The 26,592-nt window shown below is 59.3% G+C and carries 19 protein-coding genes and 1 tRNA gene; 6 read left to right on the top strand and 14 right to left on the bottom strand.

The features are described from left to right. Positions 1-34: 34 nt before the first annotated feature. The 6 genes from dhaL to D0B32_RS04235 all read right to left on the bottom strand — a co-directional run bounded on the left by dhaL (position 35) and on the right by D0B32_RS04235 (position 6,144). Entirely contained in the window at positions 35-763 is a 729-nt protein-coding gene (dhaL, locus tag D0B32_RS04260; protein ID WP_404935515.1) for a dihydroxyacetone kinase subunit DhaL, read from the bottom strand. Then, a complete protein-coding gene (locus D0B32_RS04255) occupies positions 760-1,767 on the bottom strand; it encodes a dihydroxyacetone kinase subunit DhaK (RefSeq protein WP_117332406.1) in 1,008 nt (335 codons plus the stop codon). Before D0B32_RS04255 ends, dhaL begins: the two co-directional genes overlap by 4 nt. 73 nt (positions 1,768-1,840) lie before the next feature. Continuing rightward, positions 1,841-2,608: a GolD/DthD family dehydrogenase gene (locus tag D0B32_RS04250; RefSeq protein WP_117332405.1), complete on the bottom strand. Its 768-nt coding sequence runs from the start codon at positions 2,606-2,608 to the stop codon at positions 1,841-1,843. A 24-nt stretch (positions 2,609-2,632) separates the two neighbouring features. Further along, a complete protein-coding gene (locus D0B32_RS04245; RefSeq protein ID WP_117332404.1) occupies positions 2,633-3,640 on the bottom strand; it encodes a substrate-binding domain-containing protein in 1,008 nt (335 codons plus the stop codon). A gap of 39 nt (positions 3,641-3,679) precedes the next feature. Continuing rightward, positions 3,680-4,609 carry an ABC transporter permease gene (locus D0B32_RS04240; protein WP_117333452.1) on the bottom strand — a complete coding sequence of 310 codons (930 nt, stop codon included), beginning with the start codon at positions 4,607-4,609 and terminating at the stop codon, positions 3,680-3,682. Between the two features lie 56 nt (positions 4,610-4,665). Next, positions 4,666-6,144 (bottom strand): sugar ABC transporter ATP-binding protein, encoded by a 1,479-nt coding sequence (locus D0B32_RS04235; protein ID WP_117332403.1) that lies wholly within the window; start codon positions 6,142-6,144, stop codon positions 4,666-4,668. Positions 6,145-6,702: 558 nt separating this feature from the next. On the opposite strand from D0B32_RS04235, the gene fabG reads away from it, so the two are divergent. The 5 genes from fabG (at position 6,703) to D0B32_RS04215 (ending at position 10,901) form a co-directional block, all read left to right on the top strand. Continuing rightward, positions 6,703-7,443 carry a 3-oxoacyl-[acyl-carrier-protein] reductase gene (gene fabG, locus D0B32_RS04230; protein WP_117332402.1) on the top strand — a complete coding sequence of 247 codons (741 nt, stop codon included), beginning with the start codon at positions 6,703-6,705 and terminating at the stop codon, positions 7,441-7,443. A gap of 149 nt (positions 7,444-7,592) precedes the next feature. After that, positions 7,593-8,618, top strand: coding sequence for an SMP-30/gluconolactonase/LRE family protein (locus tag D0B32_RS04225; RefSeq protein ID WP_117332401.1), 1,026 nt, complete (start codon positions 7,593-7,595; stop codon positions 8,616-8,618). Positions 8,619-8,967: 349 nt separating this feature from the next. Then, positions 8,968-9,528 carry a hypothetical protein gene (locus D0B32_RS04220; protein ID WP_117332400.1) on the top strand — a complete coding sequence of 187 codons (561 nt, stop codon included), beginning with the start codon at positions 8,968-8,970 and terminating at the stop codon, positions 9,526-9,528. Positions 9,529-9,661: 133 nt separating this feature from the next. Next, positions 9,662-10,252, top strand: a complete 591-nt coding sequence (locus D0B32_RS32230) for a hypothetical protein (RefSeq protein WP_147329489.1) — start codon at positions 9,662-9,664, stop codon at positions 10,250-10,252. A gap of 58 nt (positions 10,253-10,310) precedes the next feature. Further along, entirely contained in the window at positions 10,311-10,901 is a 591-nt protein-coding gene (locus D0B32_RS04215) for a hypothetical protein (protein WP_117332399.1), read from the top strand. On the opposite strand, the gene D0B32_RS04210 is transcribed toward D0B32_RS04215, so the two are convergent. Beyond that, positions 10,895-16,408 (bottom strand): ATP-binding sensor histidine kinase, encoded by a 5,514-nt coding sequence (locus tag D0B32_RS04210; protein WP_117332398.1) that lies wholly within the window; start codon positions 16,406-16,408, stop codon positions 10,895-10,897. The genes D0B32_RS04215 and D0B32_RS04210 overlap by 7 nt on opposite strands. A gap of 317 nt (positions 16,409-16,725) precedes the next feature. Between D0B32_RS04210 and D0B32_RS04205 the strand changes: the two genes are divergently transcribed. Then, positions 16,726-17,097: a YciI family protein gene (locus D0B32_RS04205; protein ID WP_117332397.1), complete on the top strand. Its 372-nt coding sequence runs from the start codon at positions 16,726-16,728 to the stop codon at positions 17,095-17,097. A 145-nt stretch (positions 17,098-17,242) separates the two neighbouring features. Here the strand turns inward: D0B32_RS04205 and D0B32_RS33165 are convergent, their stop codons facing one another. The 7 genes from D0B32_RS33165 to fdnG all read right to left on the bottom strand — a co-directional run bounded on the left by D0B32_RS33165 (position 17,243) and on the right by fdnG (position 26,432). Then, a complete protein-coding gene (locus tag D0B32_RS33165; RefSeq protein WP_404935535.1) occupies positions 17,243-17,650 on the bottom strand; it encodes an SRPBCC family protein in 408 nt (135 codons plus the stop codon). Between the two features lie 215 nt (positions 17,651-17,865). Beyond that, positions 17,866-17,961 (bottom strand) — tRNA-Sec (locus D0B32_RS04195). Between the two features lie 70 nt (positions 17,962-18,031). After that, a complete protein-coding gene (gene selB, locus D0B32_RS04190; protein ID WP_117332395.1) occupies positions 18,032-19,954 on the bottom strand; it encodes a selenocysteine-specific translation elongation factor in 1,923 nt (640 codons plus the stop codon). A gap of 158 nt (positions 19,955-20,112) precedes the next feature. Then, positions 20,113-21,045, bottom strand: coding sequence for a formate dehydrogenase accessory protein FdhE (gene fdhE, locus D0B32_RS04185; protein WP_117332394.1), 933 nt, complete (start codon positions 21,043-21,045; stop codon positions 20,113-20,115). 750 nt (positions 21,046-21,795) lie between these two features. Continuing rightward, positions 21,796-22,422, bottom strand: coding sequence for a formate dehydrogenase subunit gamma (locus D0B32_RS04180; protein WP_117332393.1), 627 nt, complete (start codon positions 22,420-22,422; stop codon positions 21,796-21,798). Further along, complete coding sequence (gene fdxH, locus D0B32_RS04175; RefSeq protein ID WP_117332392.1) at positions 22,412-23,344, bottom strand: formate dehydrogenase subunit beta; 933 nt, start codon at positions 23,342-23,344, stop codon at positions 22,412-22,414. Before fdxH ends, D0B32_RS04180 begins: the two co-directional genes overlap by 11 nt. Before the next feature lie 16 nt (positions 23,345-23,360). After that, on the bottom strand, positions 23,361-26,432 hold the full coding sequence (gene fdnG / locus D0B32_RS04170) for a formate dehydrogenase-N subunit alpha (protein ID WP_147329488.1): 3,072 nt from the start codon (positions 26,430-26,432) through the stop codon (positions 23,361-23,363). Positions 26,433-26,592 lie beyond the last annotated feature (160 nt).

Raw genomic sequence — 26,592 nt, 5'->3', positions numbered from 1 at the left:
TTGTCTCCTGGTCGTTTTTTCGTAACCGCTGTGACTAACCGCGCTGCTCTTCCGTCTGCTGCCGTTCGCCCGCGCCAGTGCCGCCGGCGCCACCAGCTCCGCCAGCGAGCAGCAGCGTCAGCGTCTCGCCCATGCTGCGGAGGATCAGGAAACACGAACACGCGCCCGCGTCGAGTACGCCGATCGAGCGGTCGCCAAGACGACTGGCGCGACCAACGCGGGCGCGCAGTTCGCGGGTAGAGTTCATGCCGGCTTCAGCGCCCGCGATCATCGCGCTCAGGCAAGCCCGAAACGAATCGTCGTGGTCGAGCGCCTTCTCGTATGCAGCACGTGCGGGATCGAGGGTGTCGATCAAGGTTTTGTCCCCGACCTTCGCATCGCCAATCGTCTGCACGGCATCGATCCCGCTCACCAGCGCGCGGTGAAACAGATGCTTGTCGAGCAAGGCGTGCTTCGACAATACCTCGCTCATATCGAGGAAAAAGGAGCCGTATAGCGGTCCCATCGACCCGCCAATCCCTTCCATGAGCGCTTCAGAAAGATCGGCAAGCGCATCCGGCAGCGACGGAAGCTCGCCGCGCTGCGCCAGTCGCTCGCCGCACTGGGAGAATCCCTTGCTCATGTTGATGCCGTGGTCGCCGTCGCCAATCGCGCCGTCGACCTCGCTCAGATATTGGCGGTTTGCCTTGATAACGGTGATCAGTTCGACGACGACGCTGCCAGCGGCAGCCATCTCGATCGAGTCGGCTACGGAGTCGCTCACGATGCCTCTCCCACGGTGATGCCAATGCTTTGGCAAGGATGCGCGAGACACGCGGCCAGTTCGGAATCCAGCTTCGTCAACGTGACGGTGACGCCCATCATTTCGAGCGAGGTGAACAGATTGCCGACGCGCGAAAAGCCGATTTCAATGCCCGCCTCGTGCAGATAGCCCGCCACTTCGCCGTACAAAATGTACTGCTCCATCAGCGGCGTTGCGCCAAGCCCGGACAGCAGCAGCGCAACCTTGTCGCCACGCGTGAACGGCAGGTCGGTCAGCAGCTTGTCGAGCATCAGTTTCGCCATGTCTTTGGCTGGCACCGTTTGCTGGACCTGGATGCCGGGTTCGCCGTGGTGGCCAATGCCCACTTCCATCTCACCATCCTTGATGGTGAAGTTGGCCTTTCCAACCGCCGGAATCGTGCACGCAGACAGGCCGATGCCAATCGAGCGGGTCGAATCGACGGCATGGCGCGCAGCGGCCACCACCTCGTCGAGCGACGCACCGAGCGCGGCACGCGCACCGGCTACTTTCCACATGACGATCTCGCCGGCGACACCACGCCGCCTGTCGATCTCTTCGGGCGGAGCCGAGGCCGCATCGTCGTTGGCGACCACCGGCACCACGCGAATGCCTTCGCGCTCCGCCATGCGGATCGCCATCTTCACATTCATGTTGTCGCCCGCGTAGTTGCCATATAGACACGCGACACCGGCGCCGCCATCCGCAGCCTTGAATGCTTCAAGGAATGACTTGGCGGTAGGCGACGAGAAGACCTCGCCAATTGCGACCGCATCGACCATGTTCTGGCCAACGTAGCCGATGAAGGCCGGTTCGTGGCCCGAGCCGCCGCCGGTGACGATGCCCACGCGCCCCTTCTGCGACGCGTTCACGTGCGACACGACGCGCGGGTTATCTGGCGATGCACGCAGTTCGGGATGTGCGGCGAGCAGGCCGCGCAACATATCTTCGACAACATGATCCGGATTGTTGATAACGCGATTCATGGGTTTTCCTCGAGCTTCCGGTGGCCATTGATGTGTGATTTGCCAGACGGCGTTAGGGATCGGAATGGGTAACTCATTGCGCCGTATAACCGCCATCTATCACGATGTTTTCGCCCGTCACCATCGCGGCGGCGTCGCTGGCGAGGTAAAGAATCAACGCACCGATTTCATCCGGACGCGCGAAGCGGCCAACCGGGATCTTCGCTTTCATCGCCTCGCCCACTGCGCCGGCCCATGCCTTCTTGCCGAGCTCGGTCTCAACGACGGTCGGCGAGACCGCATTGACCGTGATGCCGTGCCTCGCCCATTCGAGCGCGAGTACCTTCGTCATGCCGACAATCGCGGCTTTGCTTGCGCAGTAAGCCACATGGCGTTCGAGCGCGATCACGCTGGCCTGCGAAGCGAGATTCACGATCCGGCCATAACCGCGTTCGATCATCTCGCGACCCGCCGCTTGCGCGAGCAGAAAAGGCGCCGTCAGGTTGAGCGCCATCGTCCGGCTCCACGCCTCTTCGGAGAGGGTTTCGGCCGGTTCCAGCAGCGCGACGCCCGCGTTGTTGACGACGATGTCGAGTTTGCCGAAATGCGCGATCACGCTGCGAACCGTCTCAGCGGGAACACCGGGGGCAACGATGTCCGCGACGATCGCGTGGTGCAACTCGGTGCCGCCGGGCAGCGTGGCCACCACATCGCGAACGGCCGGGCTGATGTCGAGCAGGGCAAGACGGGCGCCTGCCGCTGCCAGACTTTGCGCAGCAGCGAGGCCGATGCCGCCGGCCCCGCCAGTGACGATCGCAACCCGACCGGTCAGATCAAAAAGATTGCTTGTTACCTGTGGCATATGCCTGTTCCTCACTACGGGCCGTTACTGTTGTGAGACTTCCTTGACCTGCTTGAGAATGGCGTCGGCGTTCGTTGCCGTCACCTGCGTCCACGGTACCGTATATTCCTTTGCGGTGCCGCCGTCCCACGGCATTTTCGATCCGTACTCCGCCCAGACATCTGAGCGTGGCTTGTACGACGGACCGATCTTCGCGCGCAGCGCGACGTCGAGCGCGCCCTGCGACTGCGCTTTTGCATCCTGGAAGAAGGTCGTCATCTCGCCGCGTTTGGCTGCCTCGATGCCATCGGCGACGCCGTCGATGCCGGCCACCGGAATTTTCTTTACATCGAGGCCCTTCGACTTCATCGCCTGAATGGCGCCAAGTGCCTCCTCATCGTTTTCGGCGATGATGCCGTTGATCTGGCCCGGATGCGAGGTCAGCCAATCTTCGACCAGCGCCAATGCTTCGGCGCGCGACCAATTGGCGGTCTTGTTCTCGAGCACTTTCACGTCCTTGTGCTGCGCCAGCACGTCAGCGATGCCCTTGGAGCGATCAATCTGCGCAGATTGCCCGATCGGCCCTTCGATGATCACGACGTTGCCCTTGCCGCCGATTGCTTTCACCACGGCATCTGCCTCGAGCCGGCCGGCAACCACGTCGTCGCTGCCCACATACGAGGTCAACTGGTCACCCGATACGTGTGTGTTCGAACCGATTACCGGAATGTGTGCTGCGACTGCCTTGGCGACCGCCGCCGCGCCGGCATTCTTGTCGATCGGAGCAAAAATGATCGCGTCGTACTTCTGCGTGATCATAGTGTCAAACTGATTGCTTTGCGTGAGCGCGTCGTAGTTACCGTCGAACACGACGATCTGGACACTGCCGTCCTTCACCGCCGGGTCCTGTTTGATGGCGTTAGTCCACATTTGCATGAACTCGGCTTTCAGACCGTAGGGCATGACGCCCACCTTGATCGGGTCGGCCTGGGCCACGCCCACAGTCAATCCTGCGAGCGCGCAAACCAGCATCATCTGATTCCCAATTTTCATTTAAGTCTCCTTATGGATTTGTTAACTACTCGTTGACGATCAAGATTTCTTGCGTGAGGTATCCAGCAGAACGGCTCCGACGATGATGATGCCTTTCACGACCTGCTGGTAATACGACGAGACGCCCAGAAGGTTCAAGCCGTTATTGATGACACCGATCAGCAGCGCGCCGACCACCGTGCCACCGAGCGATCCCGATCCACCTGAAAGGCTCGTGCCGCCGATCACCACCGCCGCAATCGCATCGAGCTCATAAGAGAGTCCTGCTTGCGGCAAAGCGGAGGTCGTGCGGGCAGCCAGGACGATGCCGGCGAGCCCCGCGAGCAAGCCGCCCAACATATAGACCGAAAAAATGATCTTGCGTGTGGAGATACCGCTCGTCTTGGCACTGCGTACATTTCCACCGACCGCATAAACATAGCGACCGTAAGTCGTATAACGCAGCGCGAACCAGAACAGCGCGACGACCGCGGCGAACACGATCACCGGTACGGGTATGCCGGCAAGCGTGCCCGTGCCCACGGTCAGAAGACCGTTGGGAAGGTCGGCAATCGGCATGCCGTCGTTGTAGATGAAGGTGAGTCCACGCGCGACGCTCAGCATGCCAAGCGTGGCGACGAACGATGGCACGGCGAGCCGTGCGACGACGATTCCGTTGACCGCGCCAACCGCCGCGCCGACCGCCAGCCCGGCGAACAGCCCGAGGGCGATGCCGTGGGGATGCGCGCCGGTCACGACACTGGCACTGACCATGCCGGCAAGCGCGAGCGTGGAACCCACCGAGAGATCGATGCCCCCCGTCAGCACGACGTATGTCATGCCGACCGCGAGAATGCCATTGATCGAAGACTGCCGCAGCACGTCGGCAATATTGCCCCACGTTAAAAAGTACTGGTTCGCGAACGTCAGGATGACGCACAGGAGAATGAGCACGACGAGGATGCCGTAGCGCCGGTACATCTGGCGCATCTGCGCGGCGCGGCTGTTGTGCAACGGCGCGCTGACGGGCGTTGAGATTTGTGTATTCACGATGCGAGGTGGAGTAGATCTTCCTGGCTGGAGACATGGCCGTCGATCACGGAGACCAACCGCCCCGATTTGAAAATGGCAATCCGGTCACTAACGTCGAGCACTTCCTGAGCCTCGGAGGACACGACTATGGCGGCCCCGCCTTTCGCAACGAAATCGTCCAGCAGACGATAGATTTCGCGCTTGGCGCCTTCATCAATGCCGCGGGTTGGCTCGTCGCACAGCAGACAGACCGGCTCGGTCGACAGGCAGCGCGCCAGTACCACCTTTTGCTGGTTGCCTCCGCTCATGGATGAAACCGGCAACGACACCGAGCCCACCTTGATTCGCATCCGCTCGACCATGCTTTGCACCAGCGTTTTCACCTTGCGGCGATCAATCAGTGAGAAGCGCGAAAGCCTCGGATAGGCAGACAGCGAAACATTGTCGCGAACCGATGAGGACAATACGAGGCCGGTTTCCTTGCGATCTTCTGTGACGAGTGCGAGGCCAGCGCGAATCGCGCGGCGAGGGTTGCCCGACGCGAGCCGGCGCCCACGGAAGGTCACTTCCCCGCGTTTCGCACGGGTGAGTCCATACACGCAATTCAGGTACTCACTACGGCCGGATCCCATCAGTCCATAGACCCCGAGTACTTCTCCCGCGCTAACTGAAAGCGAGATGTCCTCGAATTCGGCGTCGCGCGACAAGGCAGACGTCTCGAGCACTGGCTCGCCAATCGGGCGACGCACTTTCTCCGTCTGGTTCAACTTGCGTCCGACAATCGTGCTGACCAGATGGGCGCGATCGATATCCGCGATGCGACCGCTCTCCACGTATCGGCCATCGCGGAACACGGTGTAGCTGTCTGCGATCCTGAATACTTCGGACAACCGATGGGTCACATAGATAATGCCCGCACCCTGTGCAGTGAGATTGCGGATCGCGCTGAACAGCACCTCGGTTTCCGACTCGCCAATGGCCGACGTTGGTTCGTCCATGATCATCACGTCACAGTCGCGACTAAACGCCTTGGCGATTTCCACGAGCTGGATCTGCGCAAGGCTGAGCGAGTCCACGCTCGCGCGGGCGTCAACGGGAAAACCGAGGCGATCGAGAAGTGCCTGGGCCTGCTGAACGAGTGCGCCGAACTTGACCAGCACCTTGGCGCGGCGCGGTTCGCGGCCGAGAAACAGGTTTTCGGCGACCGTCATGCCACGGATGGGCGAGAGTTCCTGAGTGATGATGGCGACGCGATTGGCGAGCGCCTCCGCTGGTGTCTGGAAATTGACGGGCAGCCCATTGAGCCGGATTTCACCGGCATCGCGCTGGATGATCCCCATCACGATGTTCAGGAAGGTCGATTTGCCCGCGCCATTGCCACCGCACAAAGCATGAACGCTACCCGCACGCAAACTCAACCGCCCCTCCATGAGCGCCGGCACGCCGTCGAACGCTTTTTGCAGGCCCTCTACTTCTAGAAGAAGTCCACCCACTTCGCCTCCGTCATTTGCTCATTAGTGAACAATTGATCATTTGTGAGGTATCGTAGGATGGCGCTGACGGGGTGTCAATCTTTAGGAACAGATGGTTAACCCGATGATACAAGCGACGTACTATGGGATTTCATCGCACAACGTGGCGACTGAAGGCGAGACGATCTGCCAAACCCCTGTTGGAGACATGGCCTATTATTGAACATTTGATCATTTATGGACATATGTTCATCTTTGCTTCTGCTTAATCGAATGGTCTCGGGATCGCAAACTCCGCGATATACGCGCGAGATGGCTTCGTGCCAAAGCATGTGCACTTAGGTGCCGCCCGGAGGATGTCGTCATTGGCAAGGGAGCGCCGTATCAGCCGAAAGCGCCTGAAAACGCGCCTCCGCCGATTGTCTCCGAAAGACTCCGCGGTGTCCGAACGCGACCTTACCAACGCAGCGCGCCGCTATTACCATCGACATCGGTAAAGCCTCATCCGCGGGAGTGGCCCGGTTTTTCAAACCCTTCGTCGGACTGCAGGGATCATCTTTTGTGAACCGGAGAGAAGTATTGAAGCTTAAGGACAAGGTGGCAATCGTCACGGGTGCGGGTCAAGGCATTGGTGCTGCGACGGCCATTAAATTTGCGCAAGAAGGCGCTGTCGTCGCCGTATGCGACCTAAACCGCGATGCGGTTGCAGCGGTGGTAGAAGCGTGTCGCGAAGCTGGCGGCGCTGCCGAGGGATTCAGCATCGATGTAGCCGAGCGGGACGCGGTCAACGAGATGGTGGCAGCTCTGCTGAAAAGACACAGCCGGATCGATATTCTCGTCAACAACGCTGGCATCACGCGCGACGCCAGGTTGCAGAAGATGACGCTGAAACAATTCGACGACGTCATTGATGTCAATCTGCGCGGCGTGTTTCACGTGTCCCAGGCTGTCGTCGACACGATGATAGAGCAGCGAGCCGGCGTCATTCTTAACGCAAGCTCGGTGGTGGGAATCTATGGAAACTACGGGCAGACAAACTACGCCGCTGCCAAATTCGGGGTTATCGGTTTCACGAAAACCTGGAGCCGCGAACTCGGTCCCAAAGGGATTCGGGTGAACGCGATTGCACCGGGTTTCATTGATACGCCCATCCTCTCTACCGTGCCCGATGACGTGCTGGCCAGGATGCGTGAGCAGGTGCCGCTAGGGCGACTTGGCAAGCCCGAAGAAATTGCCAATGTCTATGCCTTCCTGGCGAGCGATGAGGCGAGTTACATCAATGGCGCTGTGATCGAAGCATCCGGTGGCATGACTCTGTAAGTGTGAATGACGCGGTTATCTGGCTCTTCGTGAGTAGCGGGCCTGGCTGCCAATCGCGATGATGTTTTTTGCGGGCGGAGCGAACAGCTGCCCGGCCGTCGAGCTGGACGGTTGCAAGATACAACTAGAAAACAATCTGGAGGTGACAAATGAATCCACTGCAAGGCTGGACCCTCGAGCCCAATAGGGTTCGCAAGACAGGTCAGGTTTTGCGTCGGCCGGAGTGCATTCTCGCCGAACGTAACGCTTCTCTCTGGGTGGCCGACTCCCGCGGTGGCGTCATGCACATTGCGCCTTCTGGCGAGCAACGCCTCCTGCTTCCCGCAGATGCGTCAGTTGGGGGGAAAGAAGGAGCAGAAGGAACCGGAGAAGCCGGCGATGAACTTCTCTACGGCTCGCTCCCCAACGGATTGGCTTTCGATGCTGAGGGCAATCTGGTCATTGCAAACATCGGAACCGACCGGGTGGAATTCCTGAGCCGCTCGGGCGAGAGCCGTGTACTGTGCGACCAGATAGAAGGCCGGCCGATGGGGAAAGTGAATTTCGTCTTGCGAGACCGCAAGGAGCGCCTCTGGATAACGGTATCGACGAGGGCTAATCCCTGGTCAGAAGCCATTTGCTCGACGCTTGCGGACGGATACATTGCATTGCTCGACGACAAGGGCTTGCGCATTGTCGCTGATGGTCTGGCGTTCACTAACGAAATACGCTTCGATGCCAAAGAGGAGTTTCTGTACGTTGCAGAGACGACGGCAAAGAGAGTGAGCCGTTTCCCCGTCCGCATCGACGGCTCGCTAGGTCCACGGGAAATTTATGGCCCGAGTCAGCTAGGCGCTGGATTAGTTGATGGCATTACCTTCGATGCTTATGGGAATCTGTGGTGCGCGATGATTTTCGCCGACCGCCTCGTTGCAATCACGCCGGAAGGAGACTTGCTCACTCTTTTCGAAGACGGTGACCAGGAAGCGACTGCGCGTTTCGAAGCGGCCTTTGCAACGGGTACAGTCGTACCGATGGACGTCATGGGCGCTTGTGGTGGAAGTATCGCTCCGTGCCTGACCAGCATCACCTTCGGCGGAGCGGATCTGCAGACAGTCTATCTGGGAAGTCTCAAGGGAGAATCGATCTCGACTTTCGCTTCTCCTGTTGCGGGACTTCCGATGGTGCACTGGTAGTGCATCGAATCGCCTTTCCGATTGAAAGCCTGTGTTCGATACTTGCCATGTGTTCCCGATGTTCAAGCGGCTCCATTGCATTTCGTCCGTGATTCGATTCGTACGGTATTGATTAAATCGCGCGTACGCGACTCGTACTTGAATGTCGGCATCGGCTCCGCTATGTTTAATCATCCGACGCAACCTCGCACCCGCTTGCGACGCTTGCGTCAATCCCGCCCAAGGCGTGACAGCCGTCCTCCTAACGCTTGTACACATTCGCGAGCTTTTGACATCGCGCGACACCCGCTCCCTTAGCGTATGTCCGAGGGCGAGTCGCGCCGTGTCGCGCCGCATCAGGAGATAGGAAATGCGCAAGTCACACGCCGCGGTCCTACTTTCTATCTGCTTGGCCTCGATAGCGTACGCAGAGGATATTCCCGATCCGGGACACAGGCCGGATGGTCACACGGCGCATTCGCACGTTCTGAAGGTGTTCGATAGCGACGGCCATTATGTCGGTCCTGTGATATCCATTGACGCAGTGACTATCGGCGCCGTGGTGCATGCCAACGGCACGATCATCGTCGTCCCAATCGGGCGCGTCTCGCAGAACGGACAGTTGTCTGCGTCACAGTATCAATGGGCAAGCTCGCTTTCCCCTATCGCAACGCCCCCGACGGTGGATTGCCGCAACCTGCCTGTCATCGATGCAACCTTTCCGACGCCTGGGGTGCTAAGACCGGCCTACACCGCGCGAGTTGGAAACGTTACCACGGCGTATATCGCGGGAAACACCTACACCATTCCGACTCCGCCCAATGGGCAATGCTCCGGCCAGAGCATGCAGTACCCGCTCTCGGTATGGTTGACGGAAAGCGTCTTTTCACTCACCCAGAATTATCCTGAGCCTCTCGCCATTCACTACTGAACGTCCCGTTCTTTAGCACAACGATCATGCTTTCCGCGCTCACACGCGTGCGCAAGACGCCGGGTTCCGCAAATACACGTGTTCTCGATGTGTCTCGCTGCATCGCGGTCAGCGCTGGATCAGGAGAGATGAAATGCGTTATCTGAAAGCTGCTGCACTGCTCGCAGTTTGTCTGGCGTGTTCTGCGTATGGCGACGATGCGCACAAACCTGCTGATGGTCCAGGCGCTTTGCTATCCGTCTTCGACGCCCGTGGGAACTACGTCGGACCGGTGGTGGGGTTCGAAGACAGACCCCTTGCTACGGTGATAACGGTCAATGGCGTAACCGTTGTCGTGCCGATCACCCGCCTTGTGAATGGCGTTCATCTATCCGCCTCGAAATTCGAATGGAGCAGCAGCGCAGGGCTATATGTCTATCTATCGACGAACTGCAGCGGTCCTCCCGTTATCTTTAGCAGTACGATGATTATTGGAAGCGGTCAGGTGGTTCCCGTAAGACCCTCCTTAACAATACGAACGGGATCGGAAACGACCTTATATATCGCGCCGGACACCTACTCGACAACGTTAGTGGGCCAGTCGCAGGTCGAAACGCCGTTCGGCTGCTTTGGGCCGCCGGGTCTTACGGTAACCGGCTGGTTGCCGGCAAGCACCTACCGGCTCGACCGGCAGTATCCCGAACCGCTCACCATTCGCATGGACGACCGCCAGAGTTCACGCTAAACCTGTGGTCATCACGCGCGCTCGGGCTCGTTCCTTCGTGCGGCCAAAGGAGATTGAAATGCGCCATCCACACGTCGCTGTCTTGCTCGCCGTTTGTCTGAGTTCCCTCGCCTATGGTGGCGACGGCACCGCAACTAGCAACGGTCAAGCTGGCAACCGTGACGACGAGGACGTACTGAAAGTGTTCGACGGTCAGGGACGATATGTCGGCCCGCTTGTCTCGGCTAACGACTCCCAGGTTGTCACCATAATCGTCGCGAACGGTGCCGTCATTGCGGTTCCGCTGAGCCGGATCTATAACGCCACGACCAACCAATATTCAGCGGAGCAGTATGAATGGGGAGACATCCTATCCACGAGCGGCCAATATCCCACCCCCACATGCGGAGGGCCGCCGTTCATTGACGCTGACTCGCCGGGAAGACCCTCCACGACGCTCCGTGTGGGCGCTGATGCAACGGTGTACATCGCGCCGGACACCGAGTCGAGCACTGTCACAATCAATTCTATGGGGCTGCCGGGACAATGCGAAACGCTCGGCAGCAACCCCTCAGTGCCGCCCGTTTTGACCTTCGAGGGTTGGGCGGCACCGGAGAGCACGTATTCGCTCACGCAACATTATCCCGAGCCGCTATCCGTGCACTATTGAGGCGTCACCTCGGCGGTGAACATTGGAACCGTGAAGTGGAAAATAGCGCCGCGCGGTAGGTTTTGGCTCGCCCACAACTTGCCCCGGTGCGCCTCGACGATTGAATGACAGATGGAGAGCCCCACCCCCAAGCCGGAAGACTTGGTCGTAAAGAACGGCGTGAAAAGCCGTTCGAGGTTTTGCGGCGCAAAGCCTGTTCCTGAATCACTCACTGTGACGAGTACGTGGCTGGCGTCTACCTTGTCTGCACTAATCTGCACGTGACGATTGCCGTCGTTGATGTCTCTCATCGCCTCAAGGGCGTTGATGGTCAGATTGAGAAGTACCTGCTGTAACTCCACGCGATCGCCTTCAATGAAAGGCAAGTCTTCCGCCAGCCTGGCCTGGACCGACGCGCCACTCTTGACCGCTTCCATCCGGATCAGCTCGATCACCTCACGAATGGCATCACCAATGTTGACCCGTTCCTTTCGCTGAGGGGCTTTTTTGACAAGCTCGCGAATGCGGTTGATGACATTGCCTGCCCGGTGACCGTCCCTGAGCATGCGGTCGATGACTTGCCGAAGCCCTTCTATATCTAAAGGCTCTGCACTCAACCGACGTAGCGCCGTGTTGCTATTGATCACAATTCCGGCGATGGGTTGGTTCACTTCGTGGGCCAGCGAAGCCGCAAGCTGCCCGATTGTCGCGACACGGTTGACATGCGCTAACTCAGTCAGCACCTCGCGATAGCGTTGTTCATTAACGCGGACTTTCTCTTCCGCAAGCTTGCGCTCAGTGAGGTCGAGTACGAAAGCGATGCATTCCTGACGACTCGACTCGAGCACCGCGAATCCGACTATCACTGGCAAAGCGCTTCCGTCTCTCCTCAGCAAATTGCTCTCGAAAGGCTGGACACACCCGGACTCGAGAACGTCGATCAAAGCCCGCTGATTGGCTTCGTTGCCTTCCGACGGTGCAAGTTCAGCCCAACACATCCGACCTGCATCCAGATCGTGACGCTCGTAACCCACCATGTCCAGAAACGCGTCATTCGCTTCGAGCAGGGTTCCACTTGAATCCCAGACAAAAATTCCGATGATGTTGGCGTCTACGAGACGGCGAATTTTCGATTCGCGTTCCGCAAGGTCTCGATACAGGTGAGCGTTTTCGAGCGCAACCGCCGCCAGCAAAACAACGAGCTTCAATATGGCAATCCGTGATGGATTGAACACATGAGCGGCCAGATTGTTTTCGACATACAGCGCGCCGATTGGCTTACCCTGGTTCGTCAACGGCAGGCATAGAATCGAACGCGCGTGATGCGAGCGAATGTAGGGATCTGTGGCAAAGGGGGAATCGGTTGCGGCGTCCCCATAGATCACGTTCTCTCGGGTGCGCAAAACGTGGAAGATAATCGACTCAGGCAACAAGCTTGAGCTTAGGGAGACAAAGCACAACTTTACGCCTATATCGCTCCCGCCGGTGATCGCCTCGGCGGTGATCCAATGTTCGTTGCGGTCGGAAAGGATCAACAGTCCGCGTTCAGCACCCGTCTGCTCGAGCGCGGTGCGCATGACGACCTCGATCAATCTATCGAGCACAAGCTCGCCCGAAACGGCCTGAGTGACCTTCATCACGGTTTCAATGTCCAGGCGTTCGACTGGCGTCGCAATCGTGTTGGTCGGTGCTGCCGCCGGCACCTCCGTTCTAAGGAATGGATAACCTTGTTCGAGTTGGCGCACCTTGCCGTCAGCGCGCCAGCGCTGGTATCCGTGATAGGCATCTTGCAAATAGACGCGCGCTATCTTCTCGAGGCCGAGACCCGCATAAAAGCGAGAGGCCACTTCGTTTGCAAGCGACTCGTTTTGAAGAAATCCACTCCGTTGCGCCAAACGGATTGCCTGATCGTAAAGCAGCTCAGCTTCGCCGATACGATTTTCCAGTCGGGCGATCTCGGCATTGACGAGCGTGGCGCGATCCGCGAAGTTGTCCGGGCAGTTCTCAGCCCATATCTGTAGTTGCTTGTGATGCGCGGAAATACTGTCTAGCTGCAGCAAACGCTCTTGATCCGATGCGAGGGGGCACTGTGTCGCCAAAGCCAGCGCGCGATAGAAGTGATATTCGACCTCCTCGTAGAAACATGTAGATGTCCAAAGTAATGGCTGTGCTTTCTCCGCAGCTTCCAGCGCCGCTGTGTATTCGCCAGCCACGTAACGTGCCTGCAGCTTCCGGATCCAGTACCAGCAGGCAGTAAGCGCAAATTGGGCGTTTTCAGACAGGCGACGCTCGTTATTGACTTCGTCGAATGGCCCATCGTCGAGATGCCCGAACGTTGGAGTCAAACCACGTAGCATCCGGATCAACGCGAGTTGCGTGGTGATCAGATCAATCACCAGGCCGAACTTTACCTTGTTGGCAAATGCAAGACCGCGCTCCATCTCGTGCTGTGCTTCTATCAGTGATTCACCGGCGAAAATCAGATTCGATCCACGGTCGTTCCCCACGTATGCCGCATATTGCAGGTCACCAATGCGAATCGCCGCTTCGAATGCACGAATCTGCACGTCGCGGCAGGCGCGTACGTGCTGCGTCCAGCGCAGGACAAACACCGCATATGAAAGATAGGCGCGCGCTTCGAAACGTTTTAGCCCTCGCTGTTCAACGAGGTCGTAGCCGAGTCGCCCAAATTGAAAGGCAGCGCGATAGTCGCCAAAACGCGGACCGGCAATTCGACTCAGCATGACATACGACAGGCAGGAAGCGTCACAGTTGCCCTGCTCGAGACTGATGCTGATCGCCTTGCAATCCGCCATTGCGGCCAGGTTTGCATCGGTAAACATGGCCGGTGCAGAGAGTTTGCTCAGCACCTCAACGGTGGCGAGAGAGATCTCATCCTGCATCAAAGGCAAATCGACCAGCTCGTTGATATTTCGACCGGCGATCAACGCACCGATGCGATCGTATTCAAATCGAACCTCGTCGTTATCTGGATGTGCGGACCATGTGATACCCACCCGCTTTAAGTACTCGATGCACACCGAAACAGCGCGACCACCCTGGTCGAGCGTCGTGCAGACATCCACATGTAAGCACGCGATACTCGCGTGTTCGACGGTAGTGACAGCCCGTTCGGATAGAGAGACTAACCGCTCGTCAGCGGCTTGCAGTCGGCCGGTTAGAAATTCGCACGCGGCGCGATTGAGTTCGAGCGCAAACATCAGCGCATGCGAGCTATTCCAGCCGTCCTGCCCGAGCAGGTCCACGCCGGTGGAAAGATAACTGAGTGCCGACGTGTAGGCAGTGGACGCCTTCGCACGCTCGCCCGCGAGCAGGTTGAAGCTGGCGAGTTGCTCGCGCTCCTCGTCGGACTCGATCAGATGCGCTCCGCGATTTAGTTGTCCAACGATCTCGAAGATTGCCTCCTCGCGTCGTTCCGCGGGTGTCGCTTCAGCGAGCAAGCGGCCCGTTCGCAAGTGGGCCTCCGCGCGACCGTCTGGCGGAATCAGCGAATAGGCCGCTTCCTGAATCCGGTCGTGAGCGAAGCGATAACTATCGTCGCGACGTTCGACCAGTTCCTGCAGGCTCGCCTCCCACAACGCGTCATGCACCTTTGCCTCGTCGGTGTCGAGCACCGAGGTCAGTACATCGACGGATGCGGTACTGCCCAGACAAGCCAACTGCTGCAACGCCTGCTGTGCATTGGCTGGCAGACGACTTAGCTTGCCGGCCATCAACTCTACGATATTGACCGTGTAGCTTTTCGCATGGATTCGAACGGTGTCCCAACGCCAGCGTCTTGCTTCGTGATCGAACGTGAGTAGCTCTTCATCGACGAGTACGCGCAGAAACTGAATCACGAAGAACGGATTGCCCGCTGTCTTTTCCTGGACTAGCCGGGCCAGCGACTCAACACGTGTTGGGGTGCTGCGAATCGCATCCGCAATCAATTGCCTCAGATGCAAAATCGTGAGAGGGGATAGCGTAATGTCACTGATCTTGACGCCTGCCTTGCGTATAACTCGAAGCTTTTCCATTAGCGGGTGCATCGGGTCGACCTCGCTGTCGCGATACGCACCAATGACTAGCAGATACCGCAGCTCCGGATGGGTCAACAGGTGCGCAAGCAAGTCCAGCGTCGCCGGATCGAGCCATTGCATGTCGTCGAGAAACAGCGCGAGTGGATGTTCCGCTCGTGCGAAGACCCCAATGAAGCGCCGGAACACTTCCATGAAGCGCTGTTGCATCTGCTGCGGCCCAAGATCCGGCAACGGAGGCGGTTCGCCGATGATCAGCTTCAGGTCCGGCACCAGGTCGGTCACCAGGCGGGCGTTGATGTCGAGCGCCTGCAGAAAGGCTTCCCGCCAGGACGCCAGTATCGTGTCGCGCAGGCCGAGCAAGGGCCTCACCAGACCTTCGAGTGCCTGCACCAGCGTCGAATACGGAATGTCGCGTTTGTATTGATCGAACTTGCCCGCGGCAAATAAGCCACGCGGTGGCACCAGCACCCTGTGCAGCTCGTTGACGACCGAAGACTTGCCAATGCCGGCATAGCCCGACACCACGACCAGCTCGGGCGTGCCCGTGTTGACCATCCGATCAAACGCGCCAAGCAGGGTATCGACCTCCCGCTCGCGTCCGTAGAGCTTCTCGTGGATCAGCAACCTGTCTGGGGTGTCGTGCTCGCCCAGCGGAAACGTCTCGATCAGGCCACGAGACTGCAACATGCCTAGACACTGCTGTAGATCGTGCTCAACGCCCGCCGCCGTCTGGTAACGGCTTTCCGGCGTTTTGGCCAGCAGCTTCATGATGATCGCGGAAACCTGTGCGGGAATACCCTCGCAGCGCACGCTGGGTATGACCGGCACTCTGGCTAGATGGCAGTGAATCCATTCCATCGAATCGACGGCCGTGAATGGGAAGGTGCCGGTTGCCATCTGATAGAGCGTGACGCCAAACGCATACAGGTCACTGCGCGAATCGACCGAGCGATTCATCCGGCCAGTTTGCTCCGGCGCCATGTACGCGAATGTGCCAGCAATGGTTTCCGGTGGCTCAGGTGTCCTGCGCTCGCGGGGTAGCCGCGAAGCCAGTCCGAAGCCGGTTAGCCGTGCACGCCCATCATCACATCCGACGATGATGTGGGCTGGCTTGAGATCCTTGTGAACGAGACCGCGCCGGTGGAGTTGATGGATGGCTGCGGCAATACTTGTAGCTATATCGAGGAACCGGGACATCTCGATACGCGAATCGAGCATTCGCGCGAGTGGCGCTCCGCCTGGATCGTCAAATACCAGTGTCGCGTGACCGCCTTCGCGCACGCGTTCCAGCGGCGGGATTGCCCAATCACTACCTAGTTCGGTCCTCAGTTCGAACTCGTGATTTAACCGATCCGTGTATGCGACCGATGGGTGTTCGTTGGAGGACCATACAAACAGCGCAGGTCGAGGACCGCTCCCGGTTGGACGTTGCCCCCGACCGAGGATCCGCTCGCCGTCGTCCCACAGAATGTGGACGTTCTTATCCATCGACGCTGGGGCTCCATTTGGATAACCGCCGAACTAACAGATATTCACGGTACGTTTTGTCCGCCAACTGCGGACACTCATTTGTATGAATAAAAGTCAGTTTATGTGCTAAAAAGAGCGAACAACGGGCATGTATTCAGATTATAGAAAGGCACCTATAAAAGAAAAGGAAGCATGGGTGGCCGCAGCTTGCCCTCAGCGATTATGACCGCTATACCTGCTACCTTCGGCGAGACTCGCTACAAAACGAGTCCGGGCATTGTCGATTTGCGATCATCCGATTCGTCGTCAGTGAAAACCCTTTCAAAGGATCTTCCATGAAATACCTCGGCCTGGCCTACTTCACACCTGAACAATTCGCCACGATGACGCCAGACGAAATCAAGGAACTGGTGAGCCAGTGCCCGCCACTGGACGAGAAGATGCGCGCTACCGGCAAGGTTCTCGTTTCGGCTTCTCATGGCGATCTGGACACGTGGAAGACGCTTCGCCCGCGCGCTGGCGAGACGCACATCACCGATGGGCCTTATACCGAGTCGAAGGAAGTGGTGGGCGGCCTGTTCATCATCGAGGCGGACAGCCCCGACGAGGCGTTGCGCATTGCGTCCATGCACCCGGCTGCCACGCTGGGTGAAGAAGGTGGGTGGGCGGTGGAGCTTATTCCTCTGGATTTTTATCTGGCGCCATGAGGGTGTGAAAGGCTTCAGCGCGCGAACAGCCTTGGCATTGGTTCACTCGCTGCGACTGAGGGACCGACGGCACGCTGATTTGCTTTCGGCGATGTGGTGCGAGTTCGCCTCGCACTTCGCACGCCACTCACTTAGCGACGCCAGCTCAAGACCCCCGCGTCTCTACCCGCCGCTTAACCGCCGCATTCATTGCCTGGAAATTCCGCCGCGTTTCCTCGATTGCGTCTTTCGTCAACCGCCCAACGAGCAACCCCGAGAAAGACTCGGTTTGTTCGAGACGGGTGCCGCCAGATGCGGCAGTGAGGTGAATGCAATGTGTGCCGTCGAAGATACCGCGAATCCACACACTGCCGCGCCAGCAAATGTCATGTCCAGGACGGACAAGCAGAACAGTCGGCCTGAACACCATCGAATCCGCCCCGCTGCCTAGCACAATGCGGATTGTCTCGCCCTCCTTGAAGTCGCCGTCAACGCGCGTAATGAAGGGGTTCCAGTCGGAATAGGCGGAGCTGTTCGATATGACGTCCCAGACATCGGCTGGCGGTCGGTCAATGAGAATATCAGCTCACGTGCTGCTATCTTCATGCAGGACAAGAAGGGTTCCAATGACGGCGGCAACAACGACAGCGATGCCTCCCAGCAGCAATCTCCGTAAGCCCATATCCGCCCCGTGGCCGGTTGCAATTGCCTTGCTGCGGTCTTGAACGCAAAGTTGTCGACGATCCAGGCAGCGACGTTCTCGACGGAAGGCCTATGGTTGGCCTCGATTGGCGGAAGGCAGCCGGAGTCGAACCGACCTGAGAACGTCTGACGTCCTCAACTGGGTTTGAAGCCCAGCCGCATCACCAGATGCGAATGCCTTCCTTCACACGACATGACACCACGATACGACCACACCACGGCACAACAACACAACGCTAAAACGAAGCCGCCTTCACAATGTGTCGAGCAGATGACTATCCGCGCGCACCAGGCGTTTTTCACGCTGGAAGCGAGTATATCCAACGCGATCGAAGAACTCCAAAATCTGGATGGCGCGTTTGCGGCCCAAGCCGCTTGCATCGCGAAACGCCGACGCGCTCACGGCGCCGCCCTGCTCCTGAGACAACGACGCGACCAAGCGCGCCAGATCGCGAACCGCCTCAGGGTGATAGAAAAGATCGCGCACGATCTGATACGCGTCGCCCTGACGTGCCAGCTTGCGCAACACCTGCCGCACTTTCTCTTCGGGCGCTCCCGTGACGCTCGCCAGATCGCGCACCCACGGCGGGTCGAAGCGGCCCTGGGCGAGCAGCGGAAGCAGTTGCGTGGCGAGCGCCGCTTCGCTCGCATCGAGTGACAGCACATGCTCCAGCAGATGCAGCCACGGACCACTGCGCTTCACTGCGCCCTCATCCACCAGCGCATCAATTAACGCGCGCCACAATGCTTCTTCGACCAACGGCGCCGCCATCCGGCGCAGGCGCGCAATGTCCGGCCCCTGTTCATCCGGCGTACGTGCATGAAAGCTCGCAAGCGTGTCCAGCACCTGTTCACGCAAGCGCTGCCAATGCGGACGCAGCACGATCAACGCGTCCTCCGCGCTCTTGCCGTGCAGCGGGATGGTCAGCGCGGTCTCCGGCAACTGTAATCCGGCGGCTGGCAATCCCGTCAAATGCATCAGCGCCGAGCGCAACAGGCCACGCGGCGATTGCTCGAGCAGCGGCTCGATCTTCTCTTCGTCCAGCCAGCCGCGCAACGCATCGAGCCATGCGCGCCGCTCAGGCGTGCGCCGCTTGCGGGCAGGTCCATAGGGATCGAGCACCCGTCCACCGCCCACTGTGCGGCTCGCCTGCGCGTTACGCACGATGAACCGGTCTCCCGGCAATGCGCATACGGGCGCATCGAAGACCAGTTGTGCACGCGCCGACTCGCCCGCCGCAAGCGTGTCGCCATCCAGTAACGCGACATGCGCGACACGATGCGTCGTGCCGAGATGCACATGCAGCGGCGTCCAGTGATGCAGCGTCAGATCCGCATCCGCCAGCAGTGTCAGTTCGACATCGAGCCGCTGCGAAGGCTGAGCCAGCCGCGCATCGACGATCCAGTCGCCACGCGCAATCGCATCCTTCTCGATGCCGGCAAGATTGAGCGCACAGCGCTGTCCGGCGTGTCCCGTTTCAGCGGCGCGGTTCTGCGCGTGTACGCTACGTACGCGCACGGGCATCGCGGCAGGGGCGAGCATCAGCGTATCGCCTGTCGTGACGCGTCCAGCGAACGCCGTGCCCGTGACGATCGTGCCTTGTCCTGCGAGCGTGAAGACGCGATCAATAGCCAGTCGAAACAAGCCATCGTCACGACGCGCGCGCCATTTCGTGGCCGCGTCGTGCAGCGCCGCCTTGAGTTGCGCAACCCCGGCATCATCCGGTTGCAGTGCGTTGGTTTCAAAGAGCGGCGCGTGCGCGAACGGCGTGACCGCGAGCCATGCGGTGATTTCATCGCGCACTTGCGCGAGGCGTGCCGCGTCGACACGATCGACCTTGGTGAGCGCGACCGCCGCGTGCGTGACGCCGAGCAGTTGCAAAATAGCCAGATGTTCACGCGTTTGCGGCATCACGCCATCGTCGGCAGCAATCACGAGCAGCGCGAAGTCGATGCCGCATGCACCAGCGGCCATCGTATGCACGAGTTTCTCGTGCCCAGGCACATCGATCAGGCCGAGCACGTCGCCGTTTGCAAGCGGCGTATAGGCGTAACCCAGTTCGATCGAAATGCCGCGCGCCTTCTCTTCCTTGAGCCGGTCCGTCTCCACGCCCGTGAGCGCGCGCACCAGGGTCGTTTTGCCATGATCGATATGGCCGGCCGTGCCGACTATCATGCCTGCCGCTCCGCTTCAGCAAACGCCTCGATGACCGGCACCGTTGTATTCAGCCGCTCGTTATGAATACCGCTGCTTGACGTTCCGCTCACGCCTTTACTCTCCCCTTGTATCCGCATATCTGAGCATGTCACCGTGTCGTCGCCGATGGATGGTCATTAAGCATCGGCCGGTGCTTCGGGCCACAGCAGCGGATTAGGACCGCTGCGCCGATAACCGGCCTCGTTCATCAACAGATCGAGCGTGAGGCTCGCGAGGTCATCGGCGAGGGGCTCGAACTCGAAGTTTTTCTCCTGATAGCCGATCTTGCGATAGGTGTGGCACTCATCGCACGATTCAGCCTTGAGCGCGGCGCTACCGCCTTCGATGCCGTGGTAGGCGATGCCTTTGGTCGAATCGCAATTCGAGCATTTGGTGCGGACCATGTGCCACTCGTTGGCGCACAACCCACATTGCAGGAAGCGATAGCCTTGATACTGTCCGCCCACGCGCACGATGCTGGCAACCGGCAATGCGCCGCACACTGGGCAAACGCCGGGCGTGTCGAGATAGGGGATATCGCGCGGATCGAGCCGGCTTGCGAGATCGGTCCACACCACCTGCAGGCTCGCCATGATAAACGGCGCGGTGGCGGGATCAATTTCACTGTAGCGTTGGGTGAGCACCGCGTCGGCTTGTGCGTCGAGTTGAGCAGGCGTGTTGAGCCGCAGCGCATCGAGGACTTTGCCGAGCGCGGGGGTGATAGCGCCGGCCGCTTCGATCTTGTCGAGCAGGCGGTGCAGGACATCACGCCAGACCGGGTCCCGCTCCGAGGAGAGCGCAGGCAGCAGGGGCATGGAGTGTTGTTGCGCCTGGGCGATGGCTTCTTTGGAGGGCGGCGTGACAACGGTTGACGCGAGTAGATGATGCTGCGCATCGACAAGCGTGGCCATTAGTCTGATGTATCCGCTGATGGGGTTATTGTCGGCGAGTTTGCGCAGACGCGCAGCGCGGTCCAGGAATACGGTTGCCCGTTCGGGCAGACGGATTCGGGGGATGGCTGAGTGATCCATCGACTGGATCTGCGAGGGGTCTAAGGTTTTTTGCACCATCCTGATGTGTCCTGGGGTTTGTAGTTTTTGCTGCGCGGGCTTAAGGGATGCAATTGCATGCGGTGTTGGTTTTTGTTTGCCTTCTTGTTGGCCTTTCCTTGTGCTCGTTTTGGCCTTTTCTTGCCTGCTCGTTGGCCTTTCCTTGCTTTCTTATCGGTCTATCAGCGTCGCCCCTGTGCGGGGCAGCACTCACTTTTCTTTGCCGCCGCAAAGAAAAGTAAGCAAAAGAAAGCGGGCTCACACCGCCAGTTTTTAGGTGTCTCCCTCGCCACTCCCGCGGCATTGGTCCGAGACGAGACCCTCCCTCACATTGCCGCCCCTCGTGACAAGGCAGTCATCCGTTCCAGCGTTGCGCTCCGCGCCCCGCCGACAGGCATAACCTAACACCATCTGGGGTTTTGCGGTTTCGCACGATTTGCCGCCAGCCGCCGACCGCCGACCGCCCAGCAAACCCATCCGCGACGCACGTAGTGCGGAGTGGGATGAATGAGCGCTTTGTCACTAGCGCGGAGGGTGCGAAAACAGGTCTCGTTTCGGACCACTCCCAAGTAGGCCCAGAGGGCGACACCTACGAGCTGGCGGTGTGAGCCGCTTTCTTTTGCCTACTTTTCTTTGCGGCAGGCAAAGAAAAGTAGGTGCTGCCCCGCACAGGGGCAACGCAAATAAACCACTAAGAAAGCAAGGAAAGGCCAAAAAAACAAAAAACCAAAAGCAAAAAAACCAAAGCCCCCTGCAAGGGAAAAAAACCAATTACTTAACACTCTCCCTAAACCACTTAGGATGATGCTTCCTCGCCCACCCAAACGTAACAGTCCCCCGAACCATAGCCCCGACAGACCCCTTGATCCAGATCGCCGCATAAATATGCACCACAATCCCCACAATCAAAACAAACGCAGCAACAGCATGCACAACAGCAGCACCCCGTACCACATCCACGGGAAAGTAAAAAGAAAAATACCGCCGCCAGATCACCACCCCACTGCAAAGCAGTAACAACAAACACATCACCATCGTAAAGAACAACAACTTCTGCCCCGCGTTATACCGTCCAATCTCGGGCAGATTCTCCTCGCGGTTGGCGAGTACATCGTCGATCTGCTTCAGCCACTGCACATCATCACGGTCCAGATAGTTGTGATGCCAGAACCGCACGGCCAGAATGAAAAACGACAGGAACATCACCACACCCACGAACGGATGCAAAATCCGCGTCCACTGGCCGCCGCCAAACAGCGCGGTCAACCAGAACATCGACGGATGAAACAACGCCAGCCCCGAGAGCGCCAGCAAGATAAAAGTGATCGCCGTGATCCAGTGGTTGGTGCGCTCGTTCGCCGTATAACGCACGATCAGGTTCGGGTCTCTATGCTCCATCTCTGTGCTCCTCGCGTTCGCCCCGGATGCGCGCGGCCTCATCCTGCGCCGCCAGCTCATCTTCGTCGGTCACCTCGTTCGGCCCAATTCGCGTGTAATGGAAAAAGCCCGATAGCGCCGTCAACGCTATGGCCGCCACTGCAAGCGGCTTTGCCATTCCCTTCCAGAAACGCACCATCGGACTGATGCGCGGCTTGTCCGGCAAGCCGTGATACAGCGAAGGCTGATCGGCATGGTGCAACACGTACATCACGTGCGTGCCACCCACACCGGGCGGATCGTAGAGCCCCGCGTTCTCAAAGCCACGCTCCTTCAGATCCACGATGCGCTCCACCGCATGCTGCTTCATGTCCTCCTTGGTGCCGAACACGATGGCCCCCGTCGGACATGTCTTCACGCACGCCGGCTCCTGTCCCACTGCCACACGGTCCGAACACAGCGTGCATTTGTAGACGCGATGATCTTTCTTCGAAAGCCGTGGCACGTTGAACGGGCAGCCCGCGATGCAATAGCCGCAGCCAATGCAGTTTTCCTCATGAAAATCGACGATGCCGTTGGTGTACTGCACGATCGCGCCCGGCGACGGACACGCCTTCAGGCAGCCCGGATCCTCGCAATGCATGCAGCCGTCCTTGCGGATCAGCCATTCGAGGTTGCCGTTCGGATTCTCGTATTCGGTGAATCGCATCACCGTCCACGAGTGTTCCGTGAGATCCATCGGGTTGTCATAGACGCCATGATTGATGCCCACTTCGTCGCGCAGATCGTTCCACTCCATGCAGGCTGTCTGGCACGCCTTGCAGCCAATGCACTTGGTGACGTCGATCAGTTTCGCAACCGTGCCCGTCACCGGTTCGCGGTCGCCCGGCGGCGGCGTCGTGGTGGCCGAGAGGCGTTTGATATCCAGCGATTGCAATGCCATGTCGTTCTCGCGCCCCCTATGCCTTTTCGACCTTCACCAGGAACGACTTGAATTCCGGTGTCTGGGTATTGCCGTCGCCCACCACGGGCGTCAGCGTGTTGCTCAGATAGCCCGGCTTCGTCTGCCCCTTGAAGCCCCAATGCAACGGCACGCCCACGGTCTGCACTTTCTTGCCGTCGATCATCAACGGTTTGATGCGCTTGGTCACGACCGCCACGGCATACAGGTAGCCACGGTTGGACGACACCTTCACCCGGTCACCCGCCTTCACTCCGACTTCGCGCGCGAGGTCCTCGCCGATTTCGACGAACTGCTGTGGCTGAATGATCGAATTCAGCCGCGCGTGTTTGGTCCAGAAGTGGAAGTGCTCGGTCAACCGATACGTGGTCGCCGTATGCGGAAACTCCGGCGCCTTGCCGAACGCGGCACGGTCGTCGGCAAACACGCGTGCCGCCGGATTGCTGGTGGCAAGCGGATTCTGCGGATGCAGGGGGTTATACCCGAGCGGGTTTTCAAATGGTTCGTAGTGCTCAGGGAACGGTCCTTCGTTCATCTGATCGCGCGCGAAGAAACGCGCCACGCCCTCCGGGTTCATGATGAACGGCCCCATGCCGTTTTGCGGCGGCTCGTCCACCTTGTAGTCGGGCACATCGGCACCCGTCCACGCTGAACCGTTCCAGGCGACGAGCTTGCGCGTCGGATCGAACGGCTTGCCGTTCAGGTCGCACGAGGCACGGTTGTACAGAATGCGCCGGTTCGCGGGCCACGCCCACGCCCAATTCAACGTTTGACCAATACCCGTAGGATCGGAGTTGTCGCGCCGACCCATCTGGTTGCCGGCCTCCGTCCACGCGCCGCAGAAAATCCAGCAGCCGCTCGTGGTCGTGCCGTCGTCCTTGAGTTGCGCAAATCCCGACAACTGCTGGCCTTTTTTCACCAGCACCTTGCTGGGGTCTTTCGCATCGGTCTGGTCGGCGAGCGCGCGGCCATTGAATTCCCTCGCCAATTCTTCGGGCGTGGGACTTTCCGGGTTCGCATACGGCCAGTCCAGCTTGACGATCGGATCCGGAAATTTGCCGCCCTGCGTCTCGTACGCCTTGCGCATGCGCAGGAACAGACCGGACATGATCTCCAAATCGCTCTTCGCTTCATAGGGCGCCTGCACGCCCTGCCAGTGCCACTGCAACACGCGACTCGAACTGACCAGTGAGCCGCGCTCTTCGGCAAAGCAGGTGGTCGGCAAACGGAACACTTCGGTCTGGATTTTCGATGCGTCCACGTCATTGAATTCGCCGTGGTTCTTCCAGAACTCCGCGGTTTCGATGGCGAGCGGGTCCATCACCACGAGCCATTTCAGTTTGCTGAGCGCGGAAGCCGTTTTCGCCTTGTTCGGCGACGACGCCAGCACATTGAAGCCCTGCGCGATATAGCCGGTCATCTTGCCCTGGTTCATCAGCTCGATGGCCTGCAGCAGGTCGTACGGCTTGTCGAGCTTGGGCAGATAGTCGTAGCCCCAGTTGTTGTCGGCGGTCGCTGCGTCCCCCCACCATGACTTCATGAAGCTCACGAAGAACGCGCCATAGTTCTTCCAGTAACTAAGCTGGTTGGCACGCAACTGCTGCGTCGCGCGTTTCTTGATGTAGCCGTCGTAGTCCTGCTCGGACTCGAAGGGCAGCGTCATGTAACCCGGCAGCAGGTTCGACATCAGTCCGAGGTCGGTCAGCCCCTGGATGTTCGAGTGTCCGCGCAACGCGTTCACACCGCCGCCGGCAATGCCGACATTGCCCAGCAACAGTTGCACCATCGCGCCCGTGCGAATGATCTGCGCGCCGATCGAGTGATGCGTCCAGCCGAGCGCATACAGGATCGTGCCGGCACGCCCCGGCACCGCTGTCGAAGCGAGCATCTCGCACACCTTCAGGAAGTTGGCCTGGGGCGTGCCGCAGATCTTCTCGACCATCTCCGGCGTATAGCGCGAGTAATGCTGCTTGAGCAGGTTGTACACGCAGCGTGGATCCTGCAAGGTCGGATCGACTTTTACAAAGCCGTCGTCGCCGCGTTCGTAGTCCCACGAATCCTTGTCGGGATAGCCATGCTTGTCCGCGTCGTAGCCTGAAAAAATGCCGTCCTTGAAGGCAAAATCGTCACGCACGATGAACGGGAAGTCCGTGTAATTCTTCACGTACTCGTGCTGGATCTTGTCGTTACTCAGCAGGTAATGGATCACCCCGCCAAGGAAGACGATATCCGTGCCGGTGCGAATCGGCGTGTAAAAGTCGGCGACAGAAGCGGTGCGTGTAAAGCGCGGATCGACCACGATCAGCCGCGCGCTGCGGTTGGCTTTCGCCTCCGCGACCCACTTGAAACCGCAAGGATGCGCCTCGGCGGCATTGCCGCCCATCACCAGGATTACGTCCGCGTTCTTGATGTCGACCCAATGGTTCGTCATCGCTCCACGGCCAAACGTCGGGGCAAGACCTGCCACCGTCGGGCCGTGTCAGACACGCGCCTGGTTGTCGAACGCGAGCATCCCCATGCTGCGCACCGTCTTGTGCGTCAGATAACCGACCTCGTTGCTGCCGGCCGAGGCCGCCAGCATGCCGGTGGTCAGCCAGCGGTTGACCTTCTTGCCGTCCGCGGTGGTCTCGACGAAGTTGGCGTCGCGATCTTCCTTCATCAACTTCGCAATACGGTCAAGCGCCTCGTCCCACGAGAGGCGTTGCCAGTGCTCCGAGCCCGGCGCCCGGTACTCGGGGTACTTCAGGCGGCTGGGACTGTGGATGAAATCGATGAGACTCGCGCCCTTGGGACACAGCGTGCCGCGATTGACCGGATGATCCGGGTCGCCTTCGATGTGGATGATGCTGGCCGTGGCGTTCTTCGCCCCGTCACCAAGCCCATACATGAGAATCCCGCACCCCACTGAGCAATATGGGCAGGTGTTGCGTGTTTCAGTGGTGCGCGTCAGCTTGTACTGCCGGACTTCGGCAACCGCGATATCCGGCGCGAAGCCCATCAGGGCGAGGCTCGATCCGGCTAACGTGGACGCCGTCACCTTGAGGAACTGGCGCCGGGACATTTGCAGCATGGTTCGCCCTCTGAGTGGTGGGGGAATGGATAAAAGTATAAGACCCTTTCTCGCCACGCGTCGTCCATGTGTGCAATCCGGTCGGATTGTTTACCCTGGCGCTCGCATCTTCACCTGCATCTGCGCTTGCATCTTCATTGCGCCCGCCTTGCGCTGCACG

Source organism: Paraburkholderia sp. DHOC27 (assembly GCF_003429005.1).
GTDB lineage: Bacteria > Pseudomonadota > Gammaproteobacteria > Burkholderiales > Burkholderiaceae > Paraburkholderia.
Note: the sequence above shows the minus strand (reverse complement) of the source record. Positions and strands in the feature narration are given on the sequence as shown.